We start from the raw sequence: 20,435 nt of genomic DNA, 5'->3' as shown, positions 1-20,435 counted from the left end.
AAACTGGATTTCACCGCAGAGAACGCTGAGATATTACATTAAAAATTAAGCAGTTCCTCTGCGCTTTCTGCGTACTCTGCGGTGAAAATACCGGTTCTAATATGAGGAAAAGGGTTAACTACTTTTAAGCCTCATTGAAAGACGCCAAATGTTTTTATTTTTTTCTCTGTGATCTCTGCGGTGAATTTTTCATGTTTTGTTGTGCCCGACAAGGCATGCTGATTAATCAGAGCAGTGTCTGAGAAAATATTTATCAGTCATACCGGCAATAAAATCTCTTACTATCTCGGCATAGTTATGACTATCAATATAACCATCGGACATATCTTCTAAAAAACCTGTAAAGATTACCGAGGTTCTGTTTTCGTTTTCAAGATCCTCAATATATCTTTCAAAAAGAATTTTAAAACTTTCTTTTATAAAACCTTTCTTTTTTTTTATTTCGGGATTTAAATAAATATACTCCATATTAAATGTTTTTAGTCTTTTCAAGGCATTTGATATTTTTGTGCTGAACGATAGATGAGCTTTTTTAAAGCTGTTCATTATTATATCTGATACAAGATTATATACAATAGTTCCGTTGGTATCCCCGAGAATCTCAACGCTTTCCCGGGGGAGGTCGGATCTTTTAATAATAGAGAGGCGTATGGCGTCTTCAATATCACGGCCGATATAGCTGATGGTGTCGGCCATCCTTACAACGCATCCTTCCATGGTCATGGGCACAAGTTGTGTCGCGGGGTTATTTTTTTTTTCATCTATCTCCGCTTCCAAAGTTTTAAAGGTCTTATTAACGCTGGGTTCAAGTGATTGGTTGTGAATTTCTCCATCATGACAAAGAATGCCATCAAGGGTTTGCAGGCATAGATTCCACCCCTTTCCTTTACGTTCGACTTTATCGAGAAACTGGATACTCTGAACACTGTGAAGAAAGTGCCCGATATGATATGATTTGCAGATTTTTGATAAAAAATTTTCACCGTCATGTCCAAAAGGAGTATGGCCGATATCATGCCCCAGGGCAATTGCCTCTATAAGATCTTCGTTTAATTCAAGATATCTGCCTATGGTCCTGGAGATCTTGGAAACAAGCTGAACATGAAGCATTCTATGTGTAATATGGTCATTCTCTATAAGATAGAAAACCTGTGTCTTGTCGATATAGCGTGTATAGGCAAGTGAATGGAGTATACGGTCAACATCTACCGAAAAATTCTGACGATATCCTGTATCAATAAACGGTTCGTTTAGCCTGCGAACCCCTGATCCGCTCAATGCCGCTGCTTTAGAAAGTTTTTCGGTTTCTCGCTGATCCAGGGATTCTTTAATTTTATAAAGAGTCATGGGTATCCTTCATTTTTCCTCTGCGCTTTCTGCGTCCTCTGCGGTGAAAGCAGGTCCTTATATAGCGCCCTCCTCAATCAATTGCTCCATCAGCTCAATATAGTCAATCCCGAATTGCCGAAAACCTTCCTTGCCGTATTTCATGTTTGCTTCAAGCACATAGTATTTATCATTGTGTTGAATAATATCAATACCCACGTCATTCCATTGACATTTTTTTGCCGTATACAGGGCAAGCTCTAAAGGCTTTGCGGGAACAGGCTTTAAACTTACAGATCCCCCGGCCGCAATATTGCTGCGGAATTCACCTGGAGAGGCTATACGCCAGTATGCATGTACTATCTTGTTGCCGATTATGACAATCCTTATATCACGGTCTGACGGCAGATATTCCTGAATATAGACCACATGCTTTTTATCGCAATATTCAGCAAGGTCATTTTTGTTTTTAATAAGGTATACACCTTTGCCCATGGCGGATCCTCTTGGAACCTTGCCGATAAAAGGAAATTTAAAATAATCGGTTATAGTTAGTTTCTGGCGTTTTCCGTAGAAAATTCTTGTTTTGGGATGAGGGATGCCAAGCAGGTTTAAAAGTGAAGTCTGTTTGATTTTATCCTGGGCAAACAGATAAGTCTGATGGCTTGGGAAAAAATTTTTCCCCATGGCATTAAACAGGTCGGCATAAAACATACTTGGATAGTATATTTTGTCTGCGCTCATGATAAGCTCAGCATCAGGGGTGCTATAATCTGAAAAATTAGGCCTTACACCTATCGTAATTATATTTTTACATTTTCTAAGACGTGCTTCCAGCGCAACCTTTTTCGATTTTTTACTCTTCAATTTTTTACTCTTAATCTTTTACTCTTAATCTTTTGCTCAGGGGGTAAGCGCAAAGATAGATTGTGCAATGGGGATATCGACCCAGTATTTATCAATATTTATATGTACAACAGCATCATCATCTGAAAGTTCAAACCCTGTGGGTATATTATAAACTTTGATTTTCCGTATTCCATCAAACGCCGCCACATAAATGATGGACCCTTTGGAATGGAGCAGCTCTACATACCGCACATTTTTTTTTGCTGCATCAAGAACGATTTTTTCTATTATTTTTTCTTTTCCATTTTTAAGAATAATTACCGACATGTCCGACCCGGGATTTTTTTTTAATAAAGCGGTATTATATTCTAAAATGGGAATACGCCCGGTTAGCAGCGCTATGATATCGGTTATCTTAACAGGTATTGAAATAATTTTGTTCAGGCTGGCATTAAAGGATTTTTTATAAATTTTTTTGTTATGATGGAACAAAAAGTATAGTTTTTTGCCATCGCCTGCAATACTTAAGTCCGGTTGGCCGGCAGCGTTGAGAATTTCCATACGTATTTTATCAGGAAGCGATCCTGCCCAGGCAATACGCGTGATTTGACGGATCCCTTTATTATAAAATTTGATTGTGCCTGTGCCTTTGAATGTTTTGAGCCCATAATTTTTTTTTTTAGATCAGCAAGAATGCTTTCCGCAGCGTACCCTTTTTTTGGCGGTATGGATTGAGCCTTTAACTGAACTGCCGGTTTTGGAGTTGTTCCGATGATGGTGCTGCAGGAAGATACAAAGAAAAAAATAATAATTATAAGATGCCCATGCTTAACAATTATTCCGCCACCTCCAGTTTTTTGATTTTTTTTAAAAGCGTTTTTGTATCCTTTTTTTTCAGCTTAAGAGAGTTTCTGTAGATTTCAAGAGCTTTTTTCTTTTTGTTTGTTTTCAGGTAAGCATCCCCCAGATGTTCCATTATAACAGGATCATCCGGAACAATATTAACTGCCTTTTCAAGGGTCGTTGCAGCTTGCCTGAAGAGGCCTTTCTGATAATAGACCCAACCTAAACTGTCGATAATATAACCGTCATCGGGTTTATGCTTCATCGCTTCCAGGATCAATCTCTCGGCTTCATCCAGATTCTCTCCTGAATCAGCATATGTATATCCGATATAATTCAAAGCGTCTGCATGTTCAGGGTCTACTCTTATTACCGATTGCATAGACTCGATAGATTTTTTTCTTTTGCCCCACTTGTCATAAACAACACCTAACCGGAAAAGGAGTCTTGTATTTTCAGGATCGATTCCAATTCCCTTTTTAAAAGCATCAATTGCTTTTTCATACTCTTCATCCTCTTCATAAAATGTTCCCAGATATAAAAAAAGTTTCGGATTATCCGGAATGTTTTTTATTAATTTTTTTAATGCCGCTATTGCTTCATCTATCTTACCCTGTTGCTGGTAAAGAAAAAAAACATGGGTGGCGGAATTTTCATAAAATTTTGAATCCGGGGTTACCCGCTTAAAATGTGCTATGGCCGTATCATGATCCTTTAGTCCGTCAAAGGTCATACCTGCCAGGTAGTGTAAGTTCGAACTGTCAGGAGCGCCCTTTAGCATACCCTCAAGAATTATACCGGCATCATCAAATCGTTTTGGAACTAAATATTGCTGAATTATATTTCTTATTACATTGTCGTCCAGCAAGCTTCTTTCTCCGAACTGCCTGAAAAGGTTTTCAGCCTTTTTCTGCTTTCCCTTTTTTGCATAATACAAGCCTAATCCCAGGCCTGCTTTAATATTGTCCGGGTCCTCTTCAAGTATCTCTTTATATAATTTTTCTACATTCCCCCATTTTTTGTTGTTTGTGTAGAGTTTAATAAGTTCAAACCGTGCTTCTTCAAGCGCCGGTTCTATTTCCAGGGCTTTCCTGTAAGCTTTTTCGGCTTTTAGATATTGTTTTTCAGCATATATCTTTCCCAGAAAGAAATACCCCGCATACGATTTCGGAAAATTTTTCACCAAACTTTTATAAACCTTCAATGCTTTGATTTTGTCATTCTCGTTCATATATAGACTCCCGAGAATCAGGTAGATTTCCTTTTGTTTTGGGTCAAGCTTGATAACCTTTTCATATGCATTTTTTGCATTGTCTAAATTTTGCCTACCATGATTGATTCTCCCGAGTATAATCAAAAAATCTATATTGTCGGGGTGCTTTTTCAGTATTTGTTCCGTAACCTGTAAGGCTTTCTGATTCTCCTCCTGATGCAAATAGAGGATAGTCAGCTCTTTGTGCAGGTATATTGATCCAGGATCCCTTTCTATGGCTTTTTGGATATACTTAATAGCTTCGGAATAATTTCCCCCTTTTTTTTGAATCTGCGCTTCAGTAAAATAGTAGTATTTGCCATCAGATTTGAAAAAAGAGGCTGATTGTTTGTCAGGCTGCCTTGTTTCTTGAGTCACCTTTGTCTTTATTCCGCAGCTGTAAAAGAGAAAGATCAGAAATATAATTGTGCTCAGCTTCTTAATATTTGGTTTCATTCTTCATGATCCTGTGTAGTGTAGCTTCTAAATGGGCTCTAATCAGTGTTTTCCGAGTAAATGTCAAAATCGTGTATTTCTTTTTTTAAAAAATCCTTCATCTTTTTAATAATGTTTTTTTCTATCTGCCTGACGCGTTCCCGTGATATGTTGTAACGATCGCCTATTGTTTGTAATGTTACAGGGTCGTCTGAAAAAATACGCAGATTAAATATATCAAGTTCCCGCTCTGTTAGATCTTTTTTCAATTCAGCAATTTTGTCATTAAGAAGAACGTTAACCTCTTTTTTTGCAAACTGATCTTCAATTGATGCTGTGTCAATATTTATTATTTCACTCCGTTCTGTGTCTGAATCATCATTAATAGTGGCATCCAGTGATAGATCCCATCCATCAAGTCTCTGATCCATATCTATTATTTCTCTTTCGGAAACTTCCAGCTTTTGTGCAAGAAGTTTTGGCTTTGGGTCAAAACCATCGTCGATTAATTTTTGTTTTTCTTTTTTAAGTTTAAAAAACAACTTACGCTGGCCCTGGGTTGTTCCTATCTTGACAAGCCGCCAATTATCCATGATAAATTTTAATATATAAGCCTTTATCCAGAATGATGCATAATACGAAAACTTGACATTCTTGTATGGATCAAATTTTTTCACTGCTCTCATTAGACCTACATTACCTTCCTGGATAAGGTCTAAAAGATTTTGCATCCAGTTTCTCTGGAACTCCATGGCTATTTTTACCACAAGCCTTAGATTTGAAGTGATCAGAATATAAGCCGCCTCACTATCGTTCTCTGTTTGAATCTTTTTTCCGAGTTTTTTCTCTTCCTCCCGGGTAAGAAGCTTGTACCTGTTTATTTCTTTTAGATATCTCTGCAAAGGGTCATATGGTACAAGCGCTTTTTCAGAAGATTTTTTTTTCACAATGAGATTGTTGTTGGTTTTTTTATCTTTCTTACTCTTTGTGATCTTTAACCCTTTTTTTTTTTTATTTTTTTTTTTTATATCCATATGAAAAGATTCTTCATCCTGGTTTGAAAAAATGTTTCAGTCAAAACAATTTAAAAAACCAAACTGTTATCATACCGCACTTTTTTGATGCAATCGCCATGTAAAAAATGTTTTTATTGGTGGACTTTATCCTTAACAAATGCTATTTATTCTATTTTAATTATAGGGAAGTTACAATATAATTTTAAAGGGCTGGGGGTAAGGAGGTACTAATAATATATCTCCGACCGATAACGCAGTGAAATTATTTATGTGACAATCTATAGATTATCTCTGTATGCGCGCCTGTAGCTCAGCTGGATAGAGCAACGGACTTCTAATCCGTAGGTCGCAGGTTCGAGTCCTGCCAGGCGTACCATTAAAAACCAAGGCTTTTGGGAAATTTTTCCGGGAGCCTTTTTTGCTTGTCCGGTATTAGTCCGGTAATCTTGTAAAATTATACTTGCGCAATAGAGTATCGGATCAACCCTCTCCAGAACATCAAACCGTCCTTATCTTTAACGCATTTCAACATCTTAATCAGTGAGTGTCAAGCAACAATTAGTCTTCAGCGCTTTTTCTATAGACTTTAAGATAATGCCAAAAACTGATCGTTGATCAATTTTTGTCCCTTAAAAGACTATAAACGCGTAATTTCAACCCCGTCCCCCTTTTCATGATGATAGTACAGGATTAATGGAACATGACAGAGAGACTATATCCGGTACGTCTATTTTTAGAAATTATGTATTTTTTTACATATATATGAAATAATTTATACAGAATTTATCACATATTTTACCCAATTAAATTAATTAAAATATAATAAAATTTTATTAACTCATTGATATTTAAATGTTTTATTTTATACTTTATTGTGGCATATTTTTTTGCAAATGTGAATAGTAAAATTTTTACGAATTACTGCTTGAACGAAAACTTCAAAATATAGTTTTTAAATTTTGTTTAAAGCTTTCCAAGCGGAATCTGTGTTTATTTTGTATCATCTTTACTTTAATATCGTAATAAGCGTAAAAAATTGTTAACAAATGTAATATGTGTACTAAATATATATTTTATACCTAAGTTGAGCGATTTCCAACATCAATGAGAGATAATTTTTCCATAAAAGTCTTAATTATCAAAAAGTTATCAATTTATTAAGTTCATTTTTTTATTCACCCAACGGGTGATGTAATTTTTTTCCCATATAGTGCAATTATTTTTAAATTACTTCCTGGCAACTCACTGAAAATTAAGCTAAATTTTATATTTTAGGCTTGCACTTTTTTTCTTTTGTGTTTGATCTTCAGGGTCTTTTGGTGGAAAGAATGGGGGCAAATTTGCGAAATAGAATGGCCCATGGACTAATGGATTATGCATCTTTCTTTTCAATTCATGTTTCTTATCTTTGGGCGATTACCCTCAGATTGTGCTGTTGGCACATTATCGTCAGTAAAGTTAGAGAAGGTGCTTCTTAATATGATTGAACTCATGATAATCCATTCGTTATTTTTTTGTCTAACAAGGCAAATGCAGCCGATCGCTAATCGCGCCGGCTGATTTGCAGCGTTATGCATATTTTGTAAATAACTTGACACCTATAATGGACACCGTTATAATATGACCCATGATAAAAACTTTTAAGTCAGCGGGTACAGAAGATATTTTTGATGGCGTGGCATCACAATTAGCTCGAAGATGCTGCCCTCAATCTACCTGGCCGGTTGCTCGCCGGAAGTTGGATCAAATCAACAGAGTTAGAGCTGTTAATGAACTTAAAGTGCCTCCTGGTAATCGTTTGGAACGGTTGAAAGGTGACCGGCAGAATCAATATAGTATTCGTATTAATCAACAATATAGAATTTGTTTTACATGGGAGGGAGGTCATGCCTACGAGATCGAAATCACAGATTACCACTGATGTTGGGAGGCGGCTGCCTCGAAATCGGCCCCCGACACACCCTGGGGAGATGCTTTTTGAGGAATTTGTCAAGCCGCTTGGCCTTACACAAGCAGAACTTGCTCGTTGCCTAGGTGTTTCCTACCCTCGTCTTAACGAAATTATTAAAGGTAGACGTTCTGTAACTCCGGATACGGCACTGCGGCTTTCCCGTGTTTTGGGTATGTCCGCTGATTTCTGGCTGGGTTTGCAACAGGATTGGGATCTTTGGCATGCAATGAACAGTCCCGGTGCAAAACAGATTAATCGACTGAAACCAATTCTTATCGATCAACATTCTTTTGCATAACCATTTTCTGCACTTGACAGGTGTTCCGCTACCGCTCCACACCTGCAAGTGAGAAACGCGTTAGACTTTAAAAGGGTGTTGCAAAGATTGCTATTATCGGTAGTTAAAACAAATAGTTACGCCATAATGGAAAAATGGGGTTTTTCTGGGTTAACTAATTGATTTTATTATCAAAGTTTTTTTACTTTACAACACCCTTTTTAAAAATGAATTTAAGGAGCCGTAATGTTCTTTAAGCAAAAGAAGTTTAATCAAATACCAGATAAATTATTCTCAACGGCATCAGTATGCTCTTTAGATTTGATCAACTTTTTAAAACCAAAAAATGACAAATTGATCGTATTTGAAATTATAGTTTACATAGTCTCTCGAATTGATTTAGCAATGGTAAGAAACCAGCTTCAGGATCCGCTTAGAACTGAATTACTGAAATCTATTTGGCTGAAAGTAAATGCTGATTATTCTGACCTTGCTGAAGATATCGAAATTCATGAGGCCATTAATGACAGGATGTATCAATACGGGGAAATTTATCGATCATCGGCTGGAACAGACATTTTGAAAAGACTTCATGCGGTCTTGTTGCAATTGATTTACCATGCGGGAAAAAACAAATGTTTATTCATATGGAGGAAAGGACATAATACTTTTATTCTTGCTGGTCTTACAGAAAAAATTGCCTTGCAGAATCTCTTGAGCGAGTTAGAAATAAAAAAAATAATCCCTTTTGAAGCTGATTGTAATAAAATATTCAGAGAAATGTCCACAAAGCGAGAATGAAGACAATGAGGAAAAAAGTCTAACCAGGCAATCCAGCCGATCGCTACGCTCCGGCTGATTTTTTCGTTGGGCATAAAAGAAGGAATCAAAATGGCAATCACTGAACATATTGAAAAAGTTAAAGAAGGTCTTCGAGAGGGTAAGTTTACCTCTGAGGCAGCTGTTTCACAAGGGATTCTATTGCCAGCGTTACACGAACTTGGATGGCCGGTTTTTGATACATCTGTCATTATCCCTGAGTTTTCTGTTGGAGGCCGCCGTGTTGATTACGCACTATGCCATCCAGAAAATCAACCATCTGTATTTATCGAAGTCAAAAAGGTGGGATTATCCGGGGGAGCTGATAGACAATTATTCGAATACGCATTTCATCTTGGTGTGCCTATGGCAATTCTGACAGATGGTCAAGAATGGAGTTTTTACCTTCCTGGTGAGCAAGGCCGCTACGATGAACGCAGAGTTTATAAACTTGATCTTCTGGAACGAGATATTTCAGAAGCAAAAAATAGGCTTGAAAGATACTTGAGTTATAGCAATGTCTGTTTAGGAACAGCATTAAAGGCAGCGCGATCTGATTATCAGAATGTGGCAAGAGTTAGAATTATAGAAACTAACTTTCCTAAAACATGGGAAGCATTGCTAAAAGATCAGGATTCTTTGTTGCTAGATTTGTTGGCCGAAAAGGTTGAAGATCTCTGCGGATATAAACCAGACCTTGATGTATGCAGCCATTTTTTGGAAAAGCAGGCACAGAATAACGAACATCTAAAAAAATATAGGCCAGAAAGAATACCGTCAGTAAGAAAAACAAGAACATCTACCTTGGGGTCGGATAACATCCGCACCCCTGCAGTTGATAATTTTACTTTAGTGTTTAAGGGAAAAGAATTTTCGGCACGTTCAGCACGAGAGGTTATGACAAAACTTTTCCAATTGCTGTCTCAGGAAGATAGTGGCTTTTTTGAGAGATTCGCATCACGAAAGCACGGCAAGAAAAGGCGGTATCTTGCACGAGATAAACTTGATCTATATCCCGGTCGTGTGGATTTAGCGGAACAGCATTCTGTTGAAGTTGTGTCAGGATGGTGGCTTGGAACAAACTATAGCCGTAAAAACATACAAGATATAATCAATCTTGCAATCGAAGTCGCTGGGTCGCAACTTAGAGACACCATCAAAGCAAATGTCCTGTAATGATTTGCCCAACCAGTCACTGCTCGTGCCAAGATAAATCCGAATCGTTGGGATAAGACACAAGGTCTTTGAAACTCGATATTGTTACCAAGTGGGTGCTCGGGAAACGGTTTGTTTCCTTCATCTCTGCAGGGCTTGCTCTGGCATTGATGTTAAGATAGTCCCACCTGACTAAAGACTAACCAGCAGGTCAGTAGCGAAGTCCACAGGTAAACCCGGTAACGGGAGTCTGGAGCTGGACGGAGCAAGATTGCAGGCTCTGTATTGAGCCCCGAAAAATGTATGGTTGTGGTCATTGTGATAATCCTGCTTGCAGGAAAAAGCCGACGCTTTGGAGACAGCGGAAGGCAGCAGTCCTGAATATGCTAAGGCAAGTATTCAGGACACCACCGGGGTCTTAGACCAGGGCATGTACTCAAAGGGGTAGCTCGGGAACTTGGGAGACCCGGATGTTTCCTTGGGTAAAAAGAACGGTAACAGGAAATCCAGCGCAAGCGAAATCCCGGCGTTGCATAGGAATGTCCCGCCTTGCAACGAGTCTGCCATTGGCAGAAACACAAACATTAAAAGACGGGCGATACAAGGTATCAGGGGAGGATAGCGAAGAGCGAACGAACCTGAGATAAACATTCGGAAGTCTTAGCAGATCATAGTACCGATGATTAAGAATTGAACTATCTTGATCGGAAAGGTGGGGAAGTGATGCCCAAGCGACCCACTGCAGGGAAGGTGAAGCAGGGTATAACGTTTTTTTGGCAGGAATTATGGGAGATACACAGATGTCACAAACCATATCAACAAAAAGCCGAGAAATTGCAAGAACGGTCGCTTGCAATTCCAGACCGATAGAATGGGGACAACCACCGGTGTTAACAGGTGGGTCATCCCTTATCAAAATCGAGCTACTTGCTCAAAATAATCATGAACTGGTATTTACATCAGTAGTCCATCGGATAGACTTTGATTTACTGAAACAATCCTTTCGTAAAATTCGGAAAAGCGAATCTGCAGGAGTGGACAAGGTTACGGCAAAGGAGTATGCCGAAAATCTTGATCAAAACCTCTATAATCTCAGTAGTGTCCGGTTAGGTTTTTGCATGTTATATGGGATAAAAAAATTAGAAAAATGTTCATTTTTTACTTGACAAACCAAATAAAAATTTTTTATCGTTTTGTTATAAAATATAATTATAACAAGGAGTTAAGACAAAAATGGACATATTCAATATCCCAAAAAAGAATTTTAATCCCCAATCTCATGCTCGATTTCTCAAACCTTTGCAAAAGATTTTTCCTGACACGCCACAGCTTAAATCCCGAGGTCACAGGCCATTGAAAATGACTTTTGAAGATCAGCTTCACGCACTGATATTTTTCCATCTACAAGAACATGAATCAGCTCGTGATCTTATTCAACACCTTAAAGAAGACGATTTTGCCAAAGAATGTGTCGCTCCAGATGGAGGGATCAGTCGTAGCAGTTTTTCCGAAATTATCAATTCTCGAGGGCTTGAACAGCTTGAATATGTTTTTCAAGCTCTTTGCAGCCAGGCACAAAATGCTTTACCATCAAATTATTCAGATCTCGGTGAACTCGTTTCCATTGATGGATCTTTAATTGATGCAGTTCTGTCCATGTACTGGGCTGATTACAGAAAAGGCGCTAAAAAAGCAAAAGGCCATTTCGGCTTTGATGTCAATCGCAAGATTCCTATAAAAATTCATCTGACAAATGGAAATGGCGCTGAACGCCCCTTTGTCAGGTCTATCCTTACAAAAGGCCAAACAGGAATCATGGATCGGGGGTATCAATCACATAAGGATTTTGATCTTCTTCAGGATGAAAAAAAACATTTTGTTTGCCGCATCAAAGCGAAAACAACAAGAACTATTATCAAAGAGCAGCCTGTTGATCCCGACAGCTATATTTTTTATGATGCTGTGGTTCTTCTTGGCACTCCTGGGGTAAACCAGACCAGAAAGCCGGTTCGACTGGTTGGTTATAAAATTGCCGGTGTCAAATATTTTGTGGCAACTGATCGTTATGATCTTACAGCCGAGCAGGTTGCAACCGTTTATAAGCTTAGATGGGATATCGAAACTTTTTTCAAATGGTGGAAGAAACATTTAAAAGTGTACCACTTGATTGCTCACAGTAGATATGGCCTGATGGTTCAAATCCTTGCGGGGTTAATAACCTACCTGCTTATGGCCATATACTGCCATGAACAGTTTAATGAACCTGTATCAATAAAGAGGATTCGTCAGCTTAGAAATACCATCCAGAACGAATTACGTACTGACGAAAAAAACGTATGGTCTAATAATCTGATTATCAAAGAGCAAATGCTATATGCAAAAACTTAACCGGACACTACTGCTATAATCTGTATGAACGACTGCGGAGAGGACAGTACGTTGCGTCTCCTGTAAAGCGTATCTGGATAGACAAGGAAGGAGGGGAAAAGCGTCCAATTGGCATACCTGTACTTGAGGATAAAATTGTCCAGAAAGCAGCAGCAGCCATATTGAATGTCATATTTGACAGGAATTTTTACAATTTTTCCCATGCATTCAGAAAAGGTCGGAGCCAACACATGGCAATCAAAGATTTACGTGAGCAATGCTTGAAGCAGAATATCAGCTGGATAGTAAGCGCAGATATTACAGGACTATTTGACAATATTAATCACGAGTTACTTAAAGACATGATACGTCGGAGAGTAAGTGACGGCGGAATGATTCGCCTGATAGGGAAGTGGTTGAATGCAGGCGTAATGGAGGAAGGCAACCTGACGTACTCTGAAACGGGCACTCCACAGGGAGGAGTAATTTCCCCTGTGCTCAGTAATATCTTTCTTCATTATGTTTTAGATGACTGGTACGTGAAAGAAGTGATCCCCCGGATGAAAGGGAGATGCTCCATCATACGCTGGGCGGATGATTTCATCCTCGGGTTCGAGTATGAAAAAGACGCATTGCGTGTCATGGATGTATTACCCAGGCGGTTCGAACAGTTCGAGCTGTCACTTCACCCGGAAAAGACAAAACTGATTCGATTTTCCAAACGCATTAGCGGAAAGGGAAACGGGACGTTTGATTTTTTAGGGTTTACATTTTACTGGTCAAAATCATTAAAAGGGTACATGGTAATAAAGAAAAAGACGGCAAGAAAGCGTTCAAGCCGTTTTATGAAGAGAATATGGATATGGTGCAAGGATAACCGTCATAAGCCAATGGCCGAGCAGTATGAGATTCTTTGCAGTAAACTGCGAGGTTTTTACCAGTACTTTGGTGTAAAAAGTAACTACAAAGCGCTGGAAGTTGTGTTTGAATATACTGAGAAAGCATGGCGTCGATGGTTAAGCCGAAGAAGTCACAAGGGCGAAGTAATGTTCGAGGACTTGCGCACAACATACCCACTGCCATTACCCAGAATAGTCCATAATATTTGATGCCGTAAGGGCTGCAAAGTTATACGCCAAACGGGGTGTCGCCTGTTTGGTTGATAATCCGGTAAAAAGGATTTGAACCGAGGAACCGTATGAGGGAAATCTTCACGTACGGGTCTGTAGGGGGGGCGTCGGGTAACCGATGCTCCTACCTGGAACCCGACCGCCAACCGCGGCGCTTTTTTTTAAACGCTCTCTTCCGCATAAATGTTGTCGTTTGCGGAAGGTCTTGCCCCGCATGTTGGCGGCCGGTGAGTTCATCGTTGGGCTGCACTAATCACGCTTGACGTTAATCACGATATGCGTTATTATATGACACATGATCAGATCATTTAAGTGTAAAAATACTGAAGCGCTAACTAAAGGTGATCATGTCAAGCAATTCGTAAATATTGCCAAAATTGCGCGACGCAAACTTAGACAGCTTGAAATCGCTGGACGGCTTGATGATTTAAGGGTACCACCTGGTAATCATCTTGAGGCGCTCAAGGGCAATCGTTCTGATCAACATAGCATTCGTATAAACGATCAATGGCGAGTTTGCTTTCGTTGGACGGATGCAGGTCCAGAAGATGTCGAAATTGTCGATTACCATTGAGGAGTATCTACTATGAAAAAATTAGATCCCATAACTCCAGGCGAAATTTTATTAGAAGAATTTCTGAAGCCTATGGGGCTGAGTCAGTACCGATTAGCTAAGGAAATTGGCGTTCCAGCCCAACGTATCAGCGAAATTGTCGGTGGAAAGCGATCGATAACTGCTGATACCGATTTGCGGTTGTGTCGTTTCTTAGGCCTATCTAATGGCTACTGGTTACGTGCCCAAGTTGCCCATGATACAGAAGTTGCCGCAAGAACCCTCAGCCCGTTGCTAAAAAAAATAAAACCTTATTCTGAGTATGTGGCCCAACAATGCTAATGCAGCCGACGCAAAAATGCTGCGCGGCTGATTAGCGGCGTTAACCCCCATAAAAGTTAAGGAGCTATAGATTGGATAACTGTTACGGTCAACATGGTTGGAAAGAGTTTCACAGAAACAGAAAAGACATCCTATCTGAGTTCGATAAAATTCTTGAGCAAACGCAGAATCGTCCAATTCAAGTAGCACATGGCCAAGGTGTAGAAGCATATCTCCGTAAATGGCTAACAGAGTTTTTACCAAAGAAATACGGAGTAACATCCGGTTATATAATTCCGAACAAGCAATGGGGTCAGCCCTTGACATAGGACATTTTCGCCTATAGGGATAGGGAGTAGCCTCACGGCTACCCCCTCCCACACCACCGGACATACGGATCGCGTATCCGGCGATTCGGCTGGCTACAACAGACCTAATAAAGATTGGTCTGCCTGGTCTTAGGGAACGCAACGCTACCGGCATGTCAACGAATGTTGCAATATGCAGGTAAGAAAACGCTCTTTCTCAACCATAACCATTTACCCAAGCCATTCGGCCGGGCACCGTTCAGGCCTTCACCGGGGTGAGACCTCCCCACGCTGTGGAGCTCGTTTCCACCGGCTACTATGCCATCTGCTGACTTCTGCTGCGTGATGGTCGCCCCTTACGGTTTGATCAGTCCATATGGACAACGCGGCAGATCTCCCGGGGTGAACACGTATCTTTCCGCACATGAGCGCCGAGTATACGTCTTTGGCTTAAGATGGATAGAGGACTTTGCCTTGTGTTGCAGGCTCGTCCCACCAAAACCGCCTCAACTCGGTTCTTGTACATCGCCCCGTGTGTTTGCGATACCCTACCGTGGCAGGGCGGCCTCCTTTCCAGGCACCATCGCTGGATACCCGGTTGCCATATCGCTATACCCTTCGCCTCCATCGGGCTGGGTTTGGAACTTGATGAGCTTAAAATTAAAGGGCATGCTCATCGCACCCTTTAGAATACGTGCCGTGCCCGGCACACGACCAAGCCGCTGCAGTGGACTCACAAACCGCCTGCGGCGGTTGCTCGCCACTGAGCTTGGACGTTATACTTCAAAATAAGGATTGATTATGGGGAAAAAACTGATACCTGATGAAATACGAGAAAAAATTTCTGTAATCGTAGAAAAATTCAATCAACAGGAACTTAAAACAATAGACGTTCGTTACATTGCAAGATTTCAAGGAAGATTTCTTTATCTTGACAGGATAGCATATGGTAAAAAAGAGCCTGTAATCCGTATGGAGTATTTTAAAGAAATCGACGAATGGGAGTTTGCAATATTTAAATGGAGTACTGAAATATATGACCCTGATGAATGCTTTTTCCCTGGAAGTGAACTAGTTGATGGAACTGTTGAAGGTGCAATGAGAGCTGGTATGAAAGCATATCCAGTATAACATGTCAGTGCAGTTGACAGCCAGGGACTCGCGACTTTAAGTTTTATCGGCATTATGTGTATTTGTTGCTTTTTTGAAAGGAATTTATGCCCTGGCTGCCACTGACTTCTGCGATAAGTGGACCGTGAGCTCCGCTGCGCTACGCACACGGTCCACTTATCGCGGCTGTCGAGTTCCTCCAACGTCCTTGATAGGTTCCCGCTCACGCTCCACCTATCAAGGACGTTGGAGCCGACTGCGATTCTCAGCACTGGCTGAAAAAAAAATGCCTTTTTCAGCCAGTGCCTGCGATTCTCGCGGCTCAACAGCCGCGTTCTACAGTTTGCGACATTATGAGCTATCGCACTGTCTATGATCAATATTTGTCGCATTAACCTAAAATATACTAAAGCGGCTATCTCAAACAGAGCAGTAACCTCAGGCATAGCTGAATTACGAAAAGCCTACTTTGTTGAGAAAAAAACGAGCGAAAAACACGATTTTCATAATGACTCTTTACGTCTCTTTACATTTTGATATGCGCAAGACATTTGCAGGCATAGAGCAAAAGAAAATTGTGAAAGCTGGGCAGTTGCTTGTTACCGACGCCTGGCACATAAGAGCAATAATGAAAAGTCCGGTTTTTATCAGGTTGGGTTGAGCGTAATTAGTTATATCGGGCTTTGTATCAGGGAATCTGAATCAACCTTCGACCGCTGCCCTATTTTTAGCTCCAAGACGGTTGAAGATATCACTCGTGAGTCATACAGAACGGTCTTTTCATGGAAACCGTGTTTAGCTTGACGCTCTTTTGGGGAACATGTATTCTTTTGTAACTGATTGACATATTGAAAATTTTCCTTGTTTCTGGCACTCAAAATAAGTTAGATATGCGTATGGGTATGAACATGAGCATGATCTAAGCTCAGTCGGTACTTTCTGAGAACGATGTCCAAATATCGGGCATTAAAATTTGACACGTAGCAGCCATTTTTAGACGCCATAGTTTTGTACTTCAATCCAACTTGCAAATATCAAACAATTACCAAAACATGGTTTCAGTGAGCAAAACTCAACAAATCCTGTAGCACAGACCTCGGAACGTACAAAGTGAATAGAAATGCGTAAAGCCTTATTATTCAGGTAGTTAGACTATTCTCCAGTAATTTATTGGACAAGCATAATGTTGGACATTCATATGTTTAACCTATTTTATTTTAACTATTTCTTTTATTTAATGTAAATTTATTTTATAAAAAATATTTTTTTGTGATACCTTATTAAAAATTCACATTGCGTACACCACATTAAGGTATCAATTATGCAAAAACAACTATTTCCAGATATACCAAAGAAAAAAAACGATAACACCAAAATGATTGGCGCAAATTTGTCGTTGGTTTTTAACAGAAGAAATAAGCACATGATTACCCTTAAAAACCGCGATATCATTGTTAAAAAGGTTGATATTTCTGACAAGCCAGCAAAAAAAATATTTGTTGTTGATGCCGTTGAATTGGGTGCGAATAAATCTTTATTGGCTGGTGCCCTTAATATTAGCAGACAAACGATACACAATTACATTGAGAGCAAAAAAAAATTTGGGACAGAAGGCTTATTGGGTGGATATAATCCCAAAATGGGCAAAAATCTTGAACAACATCGCAAGAGCACGCAGCACAAACGCATACAGGGCACCAAGGCTGTCATTCTCGCTAAAGAGAGAAAAGCTAAACGATTAGAAAATCAAAAAAAACAGCAGGAGCTTGATTTTGAATTCGGCGAACAACTTGTTTCAAAAGACGAACAACCATTTAAGAGCCTTCATGATTGGAAATTCACTCGTTTTGCAGGGATATTCCCTTATCTAATTGTTTTAATTAGTACAAATCAATGGCTTAAGCTGATAATGGGTTATTTTGGTTCTGCCTATAAAATATTTTTAGTTTTTTTGTTGATGGTCGCCAATAATATCAAATCCATAGAACAACTGAAAAATATTAACCAGAAAGAAGCGGGGCTTATTTTGGGCCTCAATAAATTGCCTCCAAAAAGAGATGTTTGGCAATGGTTCTATGCAGCTTGTAATTTACGATTTTCCACATCTCTTTGTAAATTATTTTTTAAGCAACAGCTTTTAGGCGGATTGGTCAGTACCTGTATATGGTTTGCAGATGGGCATCTGCTTCCATACACAGGCAGACGAAAAATTCATCTTGCCTTTAATACACAGCGCAAAATGATGATGCCGGGACAAACAAATATAGTTACATGCGATGAAAGTGGTCGTATTGTTGATTTTCAGATTCAAGAAGGAAAAGGCGATCTTAAAACTCATATTGTCGAACTGAAAAAAAAAATGGGCCAAGGAACTTACAGAGCCTCCCATCATGGTCTTTGACAGAGAAGGGTATGGCGCTCCATTTTTTAACTCTCTTATTGAAGATAAAATTCCCTTTGTTACTTGGGAAAAACACGTTGATTCAAAAAAACTCAAGGAGTTAGATGATGATTGTTTTAACGAATCCTTTGAGATGAACAACAAAAAATACCGCATTTTCGAGGGTGAAAAGACCTTCACCCTGGAGGAAAATGGTAAAACTAAAACCTTTGAACTCAGGAAAATTTATCTTTGGAATCAGACCAGCAACCGTCGGACATGCTGTCTTGCATGGGATGACGGCAGACCTATAACTACTCTTCAATGCGCACAAGCTATATTGAACCGCTGGGGTGCCTCTGAAAATACATTTAAACACCTCCATGACAGGCACCCTTTTCATTATCACCCCGGCTTTAAAACATTAGATAGCGATAAACAGCTTATAGCAAATCCTGCTATCAAATCCATTGAGAAAGAAATTAAGACCGTACGTAAAAAGCTTGATAAAAAGCATAAAAAAATTCAAGGACTAAGGAAGTTTTAAACAAAGATGGCTCAAGGCGCGAAAACAGCTTGAAAGCCTGTTTAGAATCAGGAATAAGCCAGTTAGAGGCAGAGCTCACAAAGCTCCTCAATGAGAAAAAACAACTGCCTGAAAAGGTGGATGTTTCTACTCTTGAGGATTATAATTCCTTTAAGAAGATTGATAATGAAGGAAAAAATCTTTTTGATTTTGTTACAGCTTCATTATGGAATGCGCGTAAGGATATGACTGACTGGTTATTGTGTCATTACCCGAATGAAAATGAATATGTGGACTTGTTTTATGCCATCACTCAGTCTCATGGATGGATCAAATCTGAAGCAGACAGAGTGGTTGTCCGATTGGAGCCTCTTCAACAACCAAGCCGCCGAAAAGCGCAGGAACAATTTTGTAAAAGATTGAATGCATTAAGCGCCTATATTCCGATTGGAAAAATATTACAGATTGAAGTTGGTTCGTCACCTATTTAAAAGGAAAGTGTCCAAAAAATTATGCTTAAAATGCTATTTTTTTCCGAGGTCTGTAGCAAAAGTTTCCGTTCTGGCCATAAATAGCAATCGCGGATTATGTAGTAGTCTCAACATATTACGTATGCACATATTGGCTGATAGACAGTAACGAAGTTATGGATATGCAGTGTAGAACCAGGCGCTTGAGATGGACAGGGCAGGTCATGCCGCTTTTCGAAAGACAGTATTTGACCGGTAGTTTTTACCTTTATCATGGTTTTTGGGTTATCGCTGCCCTGCCACTCAGCTTTACGTATATGCAACAATAAAATGGAGAACTGGTCATGGGAAATGAAGTTTTAGATTTTGCAAACCAGATAGGTGCTACTGATTTAAAAACTGTTTTCGATTATTCAGAATTTCATGGATTGTTCAAACGGCGCAACTATTTCCTTATAGACAAAAATAAATTTCTAATCATTAAAATAAGTCGTAGCAATCGACCATTTTGGGGATTTGGTAAAAAGTTTTTTGATCTTTTCAATACATTAACAGAAAAAAGAGGCAATTATTTTTTCGTTGCACTATTGTCAGAAAAATCTGGTTGGGTTCTTTCTAAAAGAGAAATTTTAAATCAAATATCTGATGGCTCATTAAGCTATTCCGAAAATCAAGAACAATACAAGATCAATCCTTATAATCTCAAGGATCATAATGGATTTACATCAATCGGAAGTTTTTTGAAAAAAATCGGTATTTCAAAATAATTACGGCATATAACAAATCACTGCTCGTGCCAAGATAAATCCGAATCGTTGGGATAAGACACAAGGTCTTTGAAACTCGATATTGTTACCAAGTGGGTGCTCGGGAAACGGTTTGTTTCCTTCATCTCTGCAGGGCTTGCTCTGGCATTGATGTTAAGATAGTCCCACCTGACTAAAGACTAACCAGCAGGTCAGTAGCGAAGTCCACAGGTAAACCCGGTAACGGGAGTCTGGAGCTGGACGGAGCAAGATTGCAGGCTCTGTATTGAGCCCCGAAAAATGTATGGTTGTGGTCATTGTGATAATCCTGCTTGCAGGAAAAAGCCGACGCTTTGGAGACAGCGGAAGGCAGCAGTCCTGAATATGCTAAGGCAAGTATTCAGGACACCACCGGGGTCTTAGACCAGGGCATGTACTCAAAGGGGTAGCTCGGGAACTTGGGAGACCCGGATGTTTCCTTGGGTAAAAAGAACGGTAACAGGAAATCCAGCGCAAGCGAAATCCCGGCGTTGCATAGGAATGTCCCGCCTTGCAACGAGTCTGCCATTGGCAGAAACACAAACATTAAAAGACGGGCGAT

At 39.6% G+C, this 20,435-nt stretch carries 21 protein-coding genes and 1 tRNA gene; 17 read left to right on the top strand and 5 right to left on the bottom strand.

The window, feature by feature from the left end; all coding sequences use genetic code 11:
- Positions 1-222 precede the first annotated feature (222 nt).
- From BuS5_RS14675 to BuS5_RS14655, 5 genes are all read right to left on the bottom strand, one after another.
- A complete protein-coding gene (locus BuS5_RS14675) occupies positions 223-1,347 on the bottom strand; it encodes a deoxyguanosinetriphosphate triphosphohydrolase family protein (RefSeq protein WP_027352899.1) in 1,125 nt (374 codons plus the stop codon).
- Positions 1,348-1,404: 57 nt separating this feature from the next.
- The gene (locus BuS5_RS14670) at positions 1,405-2,193 is read right to left on the bottom strand and encodes an ATP-grasp domain-containing protein (protein ID WP_027352898.1); all 789 of its coding nucleotides are present in this window, start codon (positions 2,191-2,193) and stop codon (positions 1,405-1,407) included.
- A gap of 36 nt (positions 2,194-2,229) precedes the next feature.
- Complete coding sequence (locus BuS5_RS14665; RefSeq protein ID WP_027352897.1) at positions 2,230-2,736, bottom strand: hypothetical protein; 507 nt, start codon at positions 2,734-2,736, stop codon at positions 2,230-2,232.
- Positions 2,737-3,010: 274 nt separating this feature from the next.
- Positions 3,011-4,726: a tetratricopeptide repeat protein gene (locus tag BuS5_RS14660; protein ID WP_027352896.1), complete on the bottom strand. Its 1,716-nt coding sequence runs from the start codon at positions 4,724-4,726 to the stop codon at positions 3,011-3,013.
- A gap of 38 nt (positions 4,727-4,764) precedes the next feature.
- Positions 4,765-5,739 carry a sigma-70 family RNA polymerase sigma factor gene (locus BuS5_RS14655; RefSeq protein WP_027352895.1) on the bottom strand — a complete coding sequence of 325 codons (975 nt, stop codon included), beginning with the start codon at positions 5,737-5,739 and terminating at the stop codon, positions 4,765-4,767.
- Between the two features lie 281 nt (positions 5,740-6,020).
- On the opposite strand from BuS5_RS14655, the gene BuS5_RS14650 reads away from it, so the two are divergent.
- From BuS5_RS14650 to BuS5_RS14580, 17 genes are all read left to right on the top strand, one after another.
- Positions 6,021-6,097, top strand: a tRNA-Arg gene (locus tag BuS5_RS14650).
- 919 nt (positions 6,098-7,016) lie between these two features.
- Positions 7,017-7,199, top strand: coding sequence for a DUF4209 domain-containing protein (locus BuS5_RS20565; RefSeq protein WP_369707395.1), 183 nt, complete (start codon positions 7,017-7,019; stop codon positions 7,197-7,199).
- 149 nt (positions 7,200-7,348) lie between these two features.
- Positions 7,349-7,642 carry a type II toxin-antitoxin system RelE/ParE family toxin gene (locus BuS5_RS14645; protein WP_035264276.1) on the top strand — a complete coding sequence of 98 codons (294 nt, stop codon included), beginning with the start codon at positions 7,349-7,351 and terminating at the stop codon, positions 7,640-7,642.
- Complete coding sequence (locus BuS5_RS14640; RefSeq protein WP_027352894.1) at positions 7,608-7,970, top strand: HigA family addiction module antitoxin; 363 nt, start codon at positions 7,608-7,610, stop codon at positions 7,968-7,970. Before BuS5_RS14645 ends, BuS5_RS14640 begins: the two co-directional genes overlap by 35 nt.
- A gap of 225 nt (positions 7,971-8,195) precedes the next feature.
- A complete protein-coding gene (locus BuS5_RS14635; protein WP_027352893.1) occupies positions 8,196-8,750 on the top strand; it encodes a hypothetical protein in 555 nt (184 codons plus the stop codon).
- Positions 8,751-8,840: 90 nt separating this feature from the next.
- Positions 8,841-9,944 (top strand): hypothetical protein, encoded by a 1,104-nt coding sequence (locus BuS5_RS14630; protein WP_027352892.1) that lies wholly within the window; start codon positions 8,841-8,843, stop codon positions 9,942-9,944.
- 764 nt (positions 9,945-10,708) lie between these two features.
- Positions 10,709-11,089, top strand: coding sequence for a hypothetical protein (locus BuS5_RS14625; RefSeq protein ID WP_274427770.1), 381 nt, complete (start codon positions 10,709-10,711; stop codon positions 11,087-11,089).
- Positions 11,090-11,156: 67 nt separating this feature from the next.
- Entirely contained in the window at positions 11,157-12,311 is a 1,155-nt protein-coding gene (locus tag BuS5_RS14620) for an IS4 family transposase (RefSeq protein WP_036019371.1), read from the top strand.
- Complete coding sequence (gene ltrA, locus BuS5_RS14615) at positions 12,296-13,399, top strand: group II intron reverse transcriptase/maturase (RefSeq protein WP_338000290.1); 1,104 nt, start codon at positions 12,296-12,298, stop codon at positions 13,397-13,399. The genes BuS5_RS14620 and ltrA overlap by 16 nt, the downstream gene beginning before the upstream one ends.
- Positions 13,400-13,715: 316 nt before the next feature.
- Positions 13,716-13,994: a type II toxin-antitoxin system RelE/ParE family toxin gene (locus tag BuS5_RS14610; RefSeq protein WP_027355110.1), complete on the top strand. Its 279-nt coding sequence runs from the start codon at positions 13,716-13,718 to the stop codon at positions 13,992-13,994.
- A 12-nt stretch (positions 13,995-14,006) separates the two neighbouring features.
- A complete protein-coding gene (locus BuS5_RS14605; protein ID WP_027355111.1) occupies positions 14,007-14,315 on the top strand; it encodes a HigA family addiction module antitoxin in 309 nt (102 codons plus the stop codon).
- Between the two features lie 71 nt (positions 14,316-14,386).
- Positions 14,387-14,623: a DUF6602 domain-containing protein gene (locus BuS5_RS20560; protein ID WP_027355112.1), complete on the top strand. Its 237-nt coding sequence runs from the start codon at positions 14,387-14,389 to the stop codon at positions 14,621-14,623.
- Positions 14,624-15,403: 780 nt separating this feature from the next.
- On the top strand, positions 15,404-15,733 hold the full coding sequence (locus BuS5_RS14600; RefSeq protein ID WP_027355114.1) for a hypothetical protein: 330 nt from the start codon (positions 15,404-15,406) through the stop codon (positions 15,731-15,733).
- Positions 15,734-17,033: 1,300 nt separating this feature from the next.
- A complete protein-coding gene (locus BuS5_RS14595; protein WP_274427769.1) occupies positions 17,034-18,113 on the top strand; it encodes a hypothetical protein in 1,080 nt (359 codons plus the stop codon).
- Complete coding sequence (locus tag BuS5_RS14590) at positions 18,103-18,639, top strand: hypothetical protein (RefSeq protein ID WP_274427768.1); 537 nt, start codon at positions 18,103-18,105, stop codon at positions 18,637-18,639. The genes BuS5_RS14595 and BuS5_RS14590 overlap by 11 nt, the downstream gene beginning before the upstream one ends.
- A 29-nt stretch (positions 18,640-18,668) precedes the next feature.
- Positions 18,669-19,109, top strand: a complete 441-nt coding sequence (locus tag BuS5_RS14585; RefSeq protein ID WP_274427767.1) for a hypothetical protein — start codon at positions 18,669-18,671, stop codon at positions 19,107-19,109.
- A 323-nt stretch (positions 19,110-19,432) separates the two neighbouring features.
- The gene (locus tag BuS5_RS14580; protein WP_274427766.1) at positions 19,433-19,855 is read left to right on the top strand and encodes a hypothetical protein; all 423 of its coding nucleotides are present in this window, start codon (positions 19,433-19,435) and stop codon (positions 19,853-19,855) included.
- Positions 19,856-20,435 lie beyond the last annotated feature (580 nt).

It is taken from the genome of Desulfosarcina sp. BuS5 (genome assembly GCF_028752835.1).
Taxonomy (GTDB): domain Bacteria; phylum Desulfobacterota; class Desulfobacteria; order Desulfobacterales; family BuS5; genus BuS5.
The sequence above is the reverse complement of the archived record's forward strand: the minus strand, read 5'-3'. Positions and strand labels throughout refer to the sequence as shown.

What these genes read in the sequence shown, in the direction of transcription:
- BuS5_RS14675 (WP_027352899.1), bottom strand. Translation starts at nt 1,347, where the DNA reads ATGACTCTTTATAAAATTAAAGAATCCCTGGATCAGCGAGAAACCGAA.
- BuS5_RS14665 (WP_027352897.1), bottom strand. Translation starts at nt 2,736, where the DNA reads ATGGAAATTCTCAACGCTGCCGGCCAACCGGACTTAAGTATTGCAGGC.
- BuS5_RS14660 (WP_027352896.1), bottom strand. Translation starts at nt 4,726, where the DNA reads ATGAAACCAAATATTAAGAAGCTGAGCACAATTATATTTCTGATCTTT.
- BuS5_RS14655 (WP_027352895.1), bottom strand. Translation starts at nt 5,739, where the DNA reads ATGGATATAAAAAAAAAAAATAAAAAAAAAAAAGGGTTAAAGATCACA.
- BuS5_RS14645 (WP_035264276.1), top strand. Translation starts at nt 7,349, where the DNA reads ATGATAAAAACTTTTAAGTCAGCGGGTACAGAAGATATTTTTGATGGC.
- BuS5_RS14640 (WP_027352894.1), top strand. Translation starts at nt 7,608, where the DNA reads ATGCCTACGAGATCGAAATCACAGATTACCACTGATGTTGGGAGGCGG.
- BuS5_RS14635 (WP_027352893.1), top strand. Translation starts at nt 8,196, where the DNA reads ATGTTCTTTAAGCAAAAGAAGTTTAATCAAATACCAGATAAATTATTC.
- BuS5_RS14630 (WP_027352892.1), top strand. Translation starts at nt 8,841, where the DNA reads ATGGCAATCACTGAACATATTGAAAAAGTTAAAGAAGGTCTTCGAGAG.
- BuS5_RS14625 (WP_274427770.1), top strand. Translation starts at nt 10,709, where the DNA reads ATGGGAGATACACAGATGTCACAAACCATATCAACAAAAAGCCGAGAA.
- BuS5_RS14620 (WP_036019371.1), top strand. Translation starts at nt 11,157, where the DNA reads ATGGACATATTCAATATCCCAAAAAAGAATTTTAATCCCCAATCTCAT.
- BuS5_RS14610 (WP_027355110.1), top strand. Translation starts at nt 13,716, where the DNA reads ATGATCAGATCATTTAAGTGTAAAAATACTGAAGCGCTAACTAAAGGT.
- BuS5_RS14605 (WP_027355111.1), top strand. Translation starts at nt 14,007, where the DNA reads ATGAAAAAATTAGATCCCATAACTCCAGGCGAAATTTTATTAGAAGAA.
- BuS5_RS14600 (WP_027355114.1), top strand. Translation starts at nt 15,404, where the DNA reads ATGGGGAAAAAACTGATACCTGATGAAATACGAGAAAAAATTTCTGTA.
- BuS5_RS14595 (WP_274427769.1), top strand. Translation starts at nt 17,034, where the DNA reads ATGCAAAAACAACTATTTCCAGATATACCAAAGAAAAAAAACGATAAC.
- BuS5_RS14590 (WP_274427768.1), top strand. Translation starts at nt 18,103, where the DNA reads ATGGTCTTTGACAGAGAAGGGTATGGCGCTCCATTTTTTAACTCTCTT.
- BuS5_RS14580 (WP_274427766.1), top strand. Translation starts at nt 19,433, where the DNA reads ATGGGAAATGAAGTTTTAGATTTTGCAAACCAGATAGGTGCTACTGAT.